The organism is Mesorhizobium sp. M2A.F.Ca.ET.039.01.1.1 (assembly GCF_003998035.1).
Taxonomy (GTDB): domain Bacteria; phylum Pseudomonadota; class Alphaproteobacteria; order Rhizobiales; family Rhizobiaceae; genus Mesorhizobium.
On sequence record NZ_RZRY01000341.1, the window covers coordinates 1 to 6,794 of the forward strand.

Sequence of the window (6,794 nt, forward strand, 5' to 3'; positions counted from 1 at the left end):
ACCACCGACGATCCGCGCTGGGAGTGCGTCGACATCCGCGCCTTCAAGGACGTGCCGAAGCCGGTGACGCTGGAACAGGTCAAGGCCAATCCCAAGCTCGCCGAGATGGCGCTGGTGCGGCTCGGCCGGCTTTCCGTGCAGCCGGTGACGCCGGCCGAATGGAAAGAGGTCTGCCGCATGGCCGAGCTCAACCCGGCGCCGTGACCAGGCTCACGCCGAAAAGCGCCAAAAAGTTCATCCTCGACAACACAGCGCTGATGGCGCCGCCGCATGTGCCGGAAGTGCTGCTGCACCTCGCCGACGAGGCACATGACCTTTGGCTGCGCACCGAGGAGGAGCTGGCCGAGATCGGCCTGCCGCCGCCCCTCTGGGCCTTCGCCTGGGCCGGCGGCCAGGGCCTCGCCCGCTATGTGCTCGACAATCCCGGGGCGGTGCGCGGCAGACGCGTGCTCGACTTCGCCTCCGGCTCGGGCCTCGTCGCCATAGCCGCGATGAAAGCGGGTGCGAGGCAGGCGATCGCCGCCGACATCGATCCGTTCTGCGAGACGGCGATCGCGCTTAACCTCGAAGCCAACGGCGTCGAAGCGCAATTCCTCGGCAAGGATTGTGTCGGCACCGACGATGGCTGGGACGTCGTGCTTGCCGGCGACGTCTTCTACGACAAGGCTTTCGCCGACAGGCTGCTGCCCTGGTTCACGAGCCTGCGGGCGCGCGGCGCCGAGGTCTTCGTCGGCGACCCCGGCCGCGCCTACCTCCTCAGGTCCGGGCTGCAATCGCTTGCCGTCTATCAGGTTCCGGTGACGCGCGTGCTGGAGGATGCCGAGGTCAAGCGCACGACCGTCTGGCGCCTCGCTTGACGCGATCGCCGAACAAGCGTTCCATCGCATCTCGATCTGGAGGGGAAAAGCATGGATTTTTCGGTCGTGAACTGGCTGGCGGTGATCGTCGCCGCCGTCGTCGCATGGTTGTTCGGGGCAGCCTGGTATATGAGCCTGAGCAAGCCTTGGCTGAAGGCGGCCAAGCTCGACCCTGCCACCATGAAACGCTCGGCCGTTCCGTTCGTCATCAGCTTCATCGCCGAGCTGATCATGGCGCTCGTGCTGACACTGGTGGTGGGGGCAATCACCGGCGGCGAGCCGAACCCGGTCGCGGGCTTGCTGTTCGGCTTCGTGCTTTGGCTGGGGTTCATCGCCACCACGCTTGCCGTCAACCACCGCTATGAAGGTTTCGGCTGGGCGCTGACCTTGATCGATGCCGGCCACTGGCTGGGCGTGATGCTGATCATCGGCGCCGTCATCGGCTGGTTCGGCGCGCCGGCGGCGCCGGCAGTCTGACGACAGGTCCTATGTCGGCGTTTTCGCCACCTCGTCCAGCAGCCATTCGCGAAAAGCGATGACCCGCGCGTCGTCTTTCGCAGTCTCGGGGTAGACCAGGAAATAGGCGAATTCCGGCGCGACCTTGATGCCGAGCTCGAAGGGTCGCACCAGGCGCCCTTGCGAAAGATCGTTGGCGACCATGGCGAAGTCGGCCAGCGCCACCGCATTGCCGTCGAGCGCCGCCTGGGTGGCATCGGTTGACGATCCGAACACCAGCGTGCGGCTGTCGTCGAAATCATCGACGCCGGCCGCCTGCATCCACATGCTCCAGTTCGGCCAGGTCACGCCCTGCCGCGACCATTCGATATGCGCGAGCGTATGGTTGAAGAGATCGCGCGGCTCGTTCAGCGGCGGACCCGACGCCAGCAGCGCTGGGCTGCACACCGGAATGATGATGTTCTCGAACAGCCGGTGCGCGACGAGCCCCGGATATTTTCCGGTACCGAAGCGGATGCCGATATCGACATCGTCGCGCTCGAAGTCCCTTACGTCGTAGGTGATGTCGAAGCGCAGCTCGATGCCGGGCTTCTGCTGGCGGAAATCGTCGACGCGGCGCATCAGCCATTTCGTCGCGAACTGCGCGTCGAGCGTCACCTTCAGCAATGCCGTGCCGCGGGTCATCTTGCGGGCGCGGCTGACCGCCCGGTTGAGCAGGTCGAGCGCGTCGATCGACGCATCATGCAGCAGGCTGCCCGCCTCGGTCAGCCGGATGCTACGGCTGGTGCGCGTGAACAGCACCAGGTCGAGCTGATCCTCGATTTCCTTGATCTGGTGGCTGACCGCCGCCGGCGTCAGGCCGAGCTCGTCGGCGGCGCGGGTGAAATTGAGGTGCCTGGCGGCCGCCTCGAACGTCCTCAGCGCGCGCGTTCCGGGCAGCAGCCTGGACATATGATCTCCAAATAAAACTTGATGATCGGAAAAGAACTACTCGTTTCTCGTTTGTTTTTCAATCCGGCATGATGGCTTCATCGAAACACCATCAAACCGGATTTGATATCCGGAGAACACGGGATAAAGCCATGTCCGAGATCGCCCTGAAGCCCTGCACCCCCCTGGAATCGCCCTCGGGCCTGACCCTTTGGCTGCGTTCGGCACGCGATTGGCTGCGCCAGGCCCGCGTCGCCGCCACCTTGCCTGGGGAATCCGTCGAAGACCTTTCCGACCGCGACCTGCGCGACGTCGGCAGCCGGCGTCGCGACATCGCAAAGGCATTGGACCGCGAGTTCCGAGAGATCGGACTGCTGGGGACAGGTTGGCAGCGTCGTCGCTAAGGCAGTAAGGGAGTAGGGCAGTAGCGAAAAGAACCGCCTACTGCCCTACTGCCTACCTCACCACCTTCACCACCGTCCTGTCCGACAGCAACGGCAGCAGCCTTGCCATGGTCCGCGCCGTCACCGCCACGCAGCCCTGGGTCGGCGTGAAGCCCGGCCGGGCCAGATGGAAGAAGATCGCGCTGCCGCGCCCGCGCAAGCGCGGCGCGATGTTCCAGTCGAGCACCAGGCAGACATCGTAGAGCCGGTCGTCGCGCTTCATCCGCTCATGGCTCGCGCCATAGGGGATCTTCACCGGACGGTTGTAGTTGCGGTCGTCCGGCACCTCGCACCAGCCGAGATCCGGACCGATCGGCGCCATCGGCAGCCTCGTCCTGCGCCCGCCCGCGAAATGATCGCCCCGGAAATAGCCCGACAGGATGCGCATCGACGCCAGCGGCGTCGCGCCGTCCCCTTCATGCTTGTTGGCGGTGATGCCGCTGCGCCCCAGGGCGCAGGGAAACACCGTTTTGCCGGCTTGCAGGAAACCTTGCGCGGGGTTGCCGGGGCGGGCACGCACCACCAAAACGCGCAAGCCTTTCGGCAAAAATGCGCCCGCCTCATTGCGCGCGCGTTTTTTCTTGTATGATCGGGTCACGGAACAAATCACTGTGATCGGCTGTTGCGCCGGTGAGCTTCCGCATAAATGGGGGGAGGTCAACTGAATATTCTTTTTAAAACAACGGATTGATATCCATGACATCACGCACCATCCTGATCGTCGATGACGACGACGACCTGCGCGCCACCCTGGTCGAGCAGCTGGCGCTCTACGAGGAATTCGACGTCCAGCAGGAATCGACCGCCGCAAAAGGCGTTGCCGCTGCGCGCGGCGGCGTCGTCGACCTTCTCATCATGGATGTCGGCCTGCCCGATATGGACGGCCGCGAGGCGGTGAAGATCCTGCGCAAGGGCGGCTACAAGGCGCCGATCATCATGCTGACCGGCCACGACACCGATTCCGACACGATTCTGGGTCTCGAGGCCGGCGCCAACGATTATGTGACCAAGCCCTTCCGCTTCGCCGTCCTGTTGGCCCGCATCCGCGCCCAGCTTCGCCAGCATGAGCAGAGCGAGGACGCCACCTTCTCGGTCGGACCCTACACGTTCAAGCCCAGCCAGAAGCTCTTGATCGATCCGCGCGGCGCCAAGGTGCGGCTGACCGAGAAGGAAGCCTCGATCATCAAATATCTCTACCGCGCCGACCAGAAGGTGGTAACGCGCGACGTGCTGCTGGAAGAGGTCTGGGGCTACAATTCCGGCGTCACCACGCACACGCTGGAGACCCATGTCTACCGGTTGCGCCAGAAGATCGAGCGCGATCCTTCCAATGCCGAAATTCTTGTGACAGAAAGCGGCGGCTACAAGCTGGTTCCTTAAACATTTCATGATCTAAGCAATTCCAGGAAAAGTACGAAACGGCTGGGCTTGGCGGCTTCGCCGTAGCCTTCCGTCCGGAATTGAGCCAAAAGAGATGAGAGCGGTCGGGCGGGACCGCTTCGGGTAGATCCTGATGCTGGAGGGTGATGGATCGGCTCGTTGCACGCATCGCACGATGCATGGTGGAGCGCTTCTCGCGCGCCCAGGAGGGCGCGCCGCTCCAAAGGAGGGACTGGACTGACCGCTCGGGGACACAGCTAGGATGGCGCTGGATGACGACATCCGCATCCTGTCCGGTGTGAAGCTTTTCCAGGGCTTCACCCAGGAACAGTTGCGCCTGCTCGCCTTCGGCGCCGAGACCACCATGCTGCAGGCCGACCATAAGCTCTACCGCGAGGATGATGTTGCTGATTCTGCCTACATCGTGGTCAGCGGCCTGATCACGCTCTATCGGGAGCTAGGGGGCGAACGCGTCCCGATCGGCACCGCGGGTCCGGGCACTATGCTGAGCGAACTGGCGCTGATAGCCGACACCAACCGGCTGACCAGCGCCTCCGCAGCGGTCGACTCTGAAGTGATCCGATTGAGCCGCAAGATGTTCCACCGAATCCTGGAAGAATATCCGGAGATCGCGGTGCTGTTGCATGAGCGCATCCTGGAGGAATTCCAGCAGATGATCGCCCGCATCGAGGAACTGGCGCCGCGTTTTACGGGGTAGGCGCCGCCGAAAGGCTGGCTGAGATTCAGGTCAGGCCGAGTCGAAAATGGTGGCTTCCGAGAACCGGAGCGGAGCGTACTTGAAGTACGTGAGCACCGGAAGCGCAGGAAGCCGCCATTTGCAGCCGTCCTCACCTGAATATCGGCCCGCCCTAATCCAGGTCGAACCGCGCGATGACCGGCACATGGTCCGACGGCTTCTCCCAGCCGCGGGCCGCCTGCAGGATCTCGTAGCCTTTGAAAGCCGGCACCAGGTTCGCGGAGGACCAGATGTGGTCGAGGCGGCGGCCGCGGTTCGACGCCTCCCAGTCTTTCGCGCGGTAGCTCCACCAAGTGTAGAGCTTCTGCTCGGCCGGCACGTTGAGCCGCATCAGGTCGACCCAGCCGCCGGTCTTGCGCATCGCCTCGAAATTCGTCGTCTCGACCGGCGTATGGCTGACGACGTTGAGCAATTGCTTGTGCGACCAGACGTCGTGCTCCTGCGGCGCGATGTTCAGGTCGCCGACCAGGATCGACGCCGACGATTCGTCGCCGCTCGCCGGCACGGAATTCATCTCGTAGACGAAATCGAGCTTGTGGCGGAATTTGCGGTTGATCTCCGGATCGGGCTCATCGCCGCCGGCCGGCACGTAGAAATTATGCACCAGCACCGATTTGCCGCCCGCCTGGACCCTGACCGACAGATGCCGGCTGTCGTCGATCTCGCAGAAGCGCCGCTTCTCAACCAGCTCGATCGGCCGGCGCGCGACGGTGGCGACGCCGTGATAGCCCTTCTGGCCGTGAAACAGGATGTGCTCGTAGCCCGCCTTGCGGAATGCCTTCTCCGGGAACAGCTCGTCCGGCACCTTGGTTTCCTGCAGGCAGAGCACGTCGGGCGCGCGCTCCTTCAACAGCCGCTCGACGATCGGCATGCGCAGGCGCACGGAGTTGATGTTCCAGGTGGCGATGGTGAAGGGCATGCGGTGGGGTCCGAGATAAAGCGCAAGACCTGCCAGCAGGGGGATGGGCATGACAGGAAATGACGCCGTTGTGGAAAGAGTCAGTGCCGGACCCTGCCAGCGACCGGCAGCGAAGACAAGCCGAAGCATGCCGCCGATCCTCGAGATGGCCAAGGCTTCCCAACTTCGTCATCCTAGGGCGAAGCGACGAGCGTAGACCCTAGGATCCATGCCGTTCGATCGACGCTAAGCCAGCGGTGCAAAATGAAGCGCTTGCCGTGCGCATCTGGTGTCGCATTCTGAACCTCCGCATCCTTCGGCAGAGGTAACGGCATGGATCCTAGGGTCTGCGCTCCGCTTCGCGTCGCTTCGCCCTAGGATGACGAAGGCTTTGGACCGGCGCGCTAAATGGAAGTCAGCGCGTCTTCGTGTTCAGCTCGCGGTTCGCCGTGTAGTCGATCGCAAACGTGTCGGCCGGGAAGCTAACGCCTTCCTTGGTGTTGAAGATCATCACCGTCGTGTCCTTGCCTTGCGCATCGGTGATCGTCCACTGGCGCAGATCATAGGTCTTCGGGTCGAACATCATGGTGATCATCGCGTTGCCGAAGACCGACTTGTCGGAAAGCTTGATGGTCGTAAGGTCGTCCTCTTCCTTGACGGCCTTGACGCGCCCGCCGGAGAGGTCGATCCGGTCGTCGAGCAGCAATTTCAACGGCGTCTTCGACAGCGGGTAGAGATCGGATGTGTTGAGCTTCTTGTTGAGGATCACCACCGACTTTCCGTCGGAGATGACGCGGAAGTTCGAAGAGCCGTCATAGTTGAAGCGGATCTTGCCCGGGCGCTCGAGAAAGAACTTGCCGCCGGTCTGCTCGCCCTTCGGGCCGAACTGGACGAACTCGCCGCTCATCGACTTCACCGAGGAGAAATGATCGGCGATCTTCTGCGCCGCCGGCGGCACCGCCGCCTGCGCGGCCGCCACAAGCTGGTAGCCGGGCACAAGGTTGAGAGCGGCAGCTCCGCCAAGCATCAAGCCGAGGCCGAGGAGCTGGCGGCGGGTGATGGCGAATTCGGTC

General features: G+C 63.4%; 10 protein-coding genes. 6 read left to right on the top strand and 4 right to left on the bottom strand.

All coding sequences use genetic code 11. From position 1 onward, the window contains the following. The 3 genes from EOA24_RS22910 to EOA24_RS22920 form a co-directional block, all read left to right on the top strand. Positions 1–204 (top strand): EVE domain-containing protein (locus tag EOA24_RS22910; protein ID WP_127410093.1); only part of this gene is annotated, 204 nt, incomplete at its 5' end. Beyond that, complete coding sequence (locus tag EOA24_RS22915; RefSeq protein WP_189354150.1) at positions 159–857, top strand: methyltransferase; 699 nt, start codon at positions 159–161, stop codon at positions 855–857. The genes EOA24_RS22910 and EOA24_RS22915, both read left to right, overlap by 46 nt. A gap of 51 nt (positions 858–908) precedes the next feature. Continuing rightward, the gene (locus tag EOA24_RS22920) at positions 909–1,334 is read left to right on the top strand and encodes a DUF1761 domain-containing protein (protein ID WP_127257329.1); all 426 of its coding nucleotides are present in this window, start codon (positions 909–911) and stop codon (positions 1,332–1,334) included. Between the two features lie 9 nt (positions 1,335–1,343). On the opposite strand, the gene gcvA is transcribed toward EOA24_RS22920, so the two are convergent. Next, the gene (gcvA, locus tag EOA24_RS22925; protein WP_126080491.1) at positions 1,344–2,264 is read right to left on the bottom strand and encodes a transcriptional regulator GcvA; all 921 of its coding nucleotides are present in this window, start codon (positions 2,262–2,264) and stop codon (positions 1,344–1,346) included. 131 nt (positions 2,265–2,395) lie between these two features. On the opposite strand from gcvA, the gene EOA24_RS22930 reads away from it, so the two are divergent. Then, positions 2,396–2,647 (top strand): hypothetical protein, encoded by a 252-nt coding sequence (locus tag EOA24_RS22930; RefSeq protein WP_126080490.1) that lies wholly within the window; start codon positions 2,396–2,398, stop codon positions 2,645–2,647. A gap of 52 nt (positions 2,648–2,699) precedes the next feature. Here EOA24_RS22930 and EOA24_RS22935 read toward each other — a convergent pair whose 3' ends face one another. Next, positions 2,700–3,296 (bottom strand): L,D-transpeptidase, encoded by a 597-nt coding sequence (locus tag EOA24_RS22935; RefSeq protein WP_126083650.1) that lies wholly within the window; start codon positions 3,294–3,296, stop codon positions 2,700–2,702. 86 nt (positions 3,297–3,382) lie between these two features. On the opposite strand from EOA24_RS22935, the gene EOA24_RS22940 reads away from it, so the two are divergent. Together EOA24_RS22940 and EOA24_RS22945 are read left to right on the top strand one after the other, a co-directional pair. Continuing rightward, positions 3,383–4,066, top strand: a complete 684-nt coding sequence (locus tag EOA24_RS22940) for a response regulator transcription factor (RefSeq protein ID WP_040991447.1) — start codon at positions 3,383–3,385, stop codon at positions 4,064–4,066. A 262-nt stretch (positions 4,067–4,328) separates the two neighbouring features. After that, a complete protein-coding gene (locus tag EOA24_RS22945) occupies positions 4,329–4,784 on the top strand; it encodes a cyclic nucleotide-binding domain-containing protein (RefSeq protein ID WP_126080489.1) in 456 nt (151 codons plus the stop codon). A 151-nt stretch (positions 4,785–4,935) separates the two neighbouring features. Here the strand turns inward: EOA24_RS22945 and xth are convergent, their stop codons facing one another. Beyond that, complete coding sequence (xth, locus tag EOA24_RS22950) at positions 4,936–5,742, bottom strand: exodeoxyribonuclease III (protein ID WP_126083649.1); 807 nt, start codon at positions 5,740–5,742, stop codon at positions 4,936–4,938. Positions 5,743–6,136: 394 nt separating this feature from the next. Then, the coding region (locus tag EOA24_RS22955; protein WP_245501832.1) for an outer membrane lipoprotein carrier protein LolA at positions 6,137–6,794 on the bottom strand (658 nt) is incomplete at its 5' end.

What these genes read in the sequence shown, in the direction of transcription:
- EOA24_RS22915 (WP_189354150.1), top strand. Translation starts at nt 159, where the DNA reads ATGGAAAGAGGTCTGCCGCATGGCCGAGCTCAACCCGGCGCCGTGACC.
- EOA24_RS22920 (WP_127257329.1), top strand. Translation starts at nt 909, where the DNA reads ATGGATTTTTCGGTCGTGAACTGGCTGGCGGTGATCGTCGCCGCCGTC.
- gcvA (WP_126080491.1), bottom strand. Translation starts at nt 2,264, where the DNA reads ATGTCCAGGCTGCTGCCCGGAACGCGCGCGCTGAGGACGTTCGAGGCG.
- EOA24_RS22930 (WP_126080490.1), top strand. Translation starts at nt 2,396, where the DNA reads ATGTCCGAGATCGCCCTGAAGCCCTGCACCCCCCTGGAATCGCCCTCG.
- EOA24_RS22940 (WP_040991447.1), top strand. Translation starts at nt 3,383, where the DNA reads ATGACATCACGCACCATCCTGATCGTCGATGACGACGACGACCTGCGC.
- EOA24_RS22945 (WP_126080489.1), top strand. Translation starts at nt 4,329, where the DNA reads ATGGCGCTGGATGACGACATCCGCATCCTGTCCGGTGTGAAGCTTTTC.
- xth (WP_126083649.1), bottom strand. Translation starts at nt 5,742, where the DNA reads ATGCCCTTCACCATCGCCACCTGGAACATCAACTCCGTGCGCCTGCGC.